This is a genomic window from Vibrio pacinii DSM 19139 (assembly GCF_000711795.1).
GTDB classification, from domain to species: domain Bacteria; phylum Pseudomonadota; class Gammaproteobacteria; order Enterobacterales; family Vibrionaceae; genus Vibrio; species Vibrio pacinii.
The window spans coordinates 1-2,309 of sequence record NZ_JONH01000049.1 but is presented as its reverse complement, the minus strand read 5'-3'; the positions used below and the strand labels follow the sequence as shown (position 1 = coordinate 2,309).

General features: G+C 49.4%; 2 protein-coding genes. Both read right to left on the bottom strand.

Annotation, left to right across the window (positions count from 1 at the left end; genetic code table 11):
* The coding region (istB, locus tag BS19_RS14945) for an IS21-like element ISVch3 family helper ATPase IstB (RefSeq protein WP_038176332.1) at nucleotides 1-698 on the bottom strand (698 nt) is incomplete at its 3' end.
* 10 nt (nucleotides 699-708) lie between these two features.
* The gene (istA, locus tag BS19_RS14940; RefSeq protein ID WP_038176333.1) at nucleotides 709-2,241 is read right to left on the bottom strand and encodes an IS21 family transposase; all 1,533 of its coding nucleotides are present in this window, start codon (nucleotides 2,239-2,241) and stop codon (nucleotides 709-711) included.
* Nucleotides 2,242-2,309 lie beyond the last annotated feature (68 nt).

Below are 2,309 nucleotides of genomic sequence, written 5' to 3'. Positions count from 1 at the left end.
CCTCCCAGTTCTATTCGATGACTATTGTGTACCAGCCGATCCATTAGAGCGTCTGCAACAGTGGCGTTGCCGATCATGTTGTACCATTCCTTAACGGGTAGTTGACTGATAACGATCGTGCTGCTGTTTTGGTAGCGGTCTTCCAGCACTTCCAGAAGATGGCCCGCATGCTCTTGAGTCAGTTTTTCCATTCCCCAGTCATCAAGGATAAGCAGTGTTTTTTTAGCCAGGGACTGAAGTTGCTTTTGGTAGCTGCCATCCAGACGACCTGCGGTCAGGTCGTCCAGTAGTCGGCTTAGTCGGTAATACCTTGCTGTTTGCTGTTGGTCACAGGCATTGGTTGCTAGTGCGCAGCCAAGATACGTTTTGCCTGCTCCCGTTGGGCCTGTGATCAAGATGTTCTGGTGCTTGTGTAGATAACTGCCCGTTAGCAGTTCGCTCATCTGCTTGCGGTTGAGGTTTCGTCCTTCCTTGTAGATGAGCTGACTCGGCTGAGCATCCACTCTCAGCTTGGCTTGCCGTTTTAACCGTTGGATTTTGGACTGGTTGCGGTTCAATATCTCGCTTTCCAGAAGCAGGCTTAACCGTTCCTCGAAGTCTAGCTCTGCGTAGGTGGTTAGTTGCTCTTGTTGCTGCTCTAGCGCTTTCGCGGCATGGCTCAAGCGCAGAGTTTTGAGTTGGTCGTTCAGTGCGTTCATCTTTCTTCTCCTAGTGGTAACAGTTCGGGCCACGAACATTGCTATGAACGAGGTTTGGTGTACTCGCTTTGTCTTTGCTTAGTTGGCCTTCACGATTGTGCTTCAGCAGGTTGTTGATGAAGGTGTAGTTGGGTTTTGTCAGCATCAGCGCATCTTTACAGGCTTGTTCTAAGCGCGATTCGCCATGCGCTTTGCTTAGGTTGAGTAACCCTAGACAAGAGCGATAAGACTGCTCTGGATGAGGCTTGGAGTTCAGCATCTTATTGACGACTTCTCGTGTGGCTGGGCCGATATTGGCGCCCCAGTTGAGTAACCGACCAGGTGACCACTTTTGATGTTGATGATTGCTTGGCATGTGCTCGGGCTGTGTGCTGTTGCCGCGCTCTCTTTGGCTGCGTGGATGTTGGGCGACCAAGTTACCTTGATGGTAGATCTGCACTAGACGGTTGGAGGCTTCCAGTTCGACATGGTGACCAACAAGTTGATGCGGAACCGAGTAGTAGTGACGGCGATATTCGATGTGATAATCAGGCCCAACTTTGGCTCGTTTGGTTTCGGTGTACAGGTAACGCTGTTTAGGCAGAAGCTTTAGAGCGGGTTTATCGAGTTTGTCGAACAGCGCTTTACGACTCGCGCCATACTGTTTCATCTCACGTTGGTTTAAGTCGTTCATAAGCTCACGGATGGCGAGATTCAGTTCCTTGAAGGTATGGAAGGTTTGGTGTCGTAGCCGCATCATGATCCAGCGCTCCACCAAGAGCACGGCATTCTCGGCCTTAGCTTTGTCTTTTGGTTTATAGGGGCGAGCGGGCATTACGGCAGTTTGATAGTGATTCGCCAGTTTCTGATAGCTATCGTTAAGCCTTGGTTCATAACGGTTAGCTTTGATGACAGCGCTACGCAGATTATCGGGAACCAAGAGTTGTGGTACGCCGCCGAAGTGTTCGAACGCATTGGCATGCGCCTCTAACCAGTAGGACTTCCCTTGGCTAGGGAAGGCTTCAACATAGGTGTAATTGGACGCGCCCAAGGTCGCCACGAACACTTCTGCTTCGCGCACTTCACCTGTATCAGGGTTGACCACTTGAAGTCGAGGTCCACAGTAATCGATAAACAGCTTGTCACCTGCAACATGGAGCTGACGCATGCTGCGCTTTTGGGTTTTGAACCAACGAGTGAAGTGCTCGCAGAACTGAGTGTAAGCGTAAGCCTGCTCTTGATATTGCTCATGATATTCCTGCCAGAGCAACATCTTCGTCATGCCTTTACGTTTGAGTTCGACTGCGTATTGAGTGAAGTCTGGCATGACTTTATCGCGACTGGCTTTCTTCCCGTGGTACAGAGCTAGAGTGATATCAGCATCGCTACAACTTTCAGGTAGAGGCCAACCAAGTTGGCTTTGTTTAAAGCGAGTAAGGAGTTCCGATATGGTGGAAGGGCCGAGTTTAAGGCAAGAAGCGATGCTGCGATTTGAGAGACCGCAGTCGTACTTAAGGCGTAATACCTCTTTGATTTTGTTCATTGGAGTTCTCTTTTTTGCCATTGTCGCTTCCTTACCTTCTTGTTTAAGAAGTAAAGAATAGCGAGCTATTGATTTAAAAGAGAAAAAGG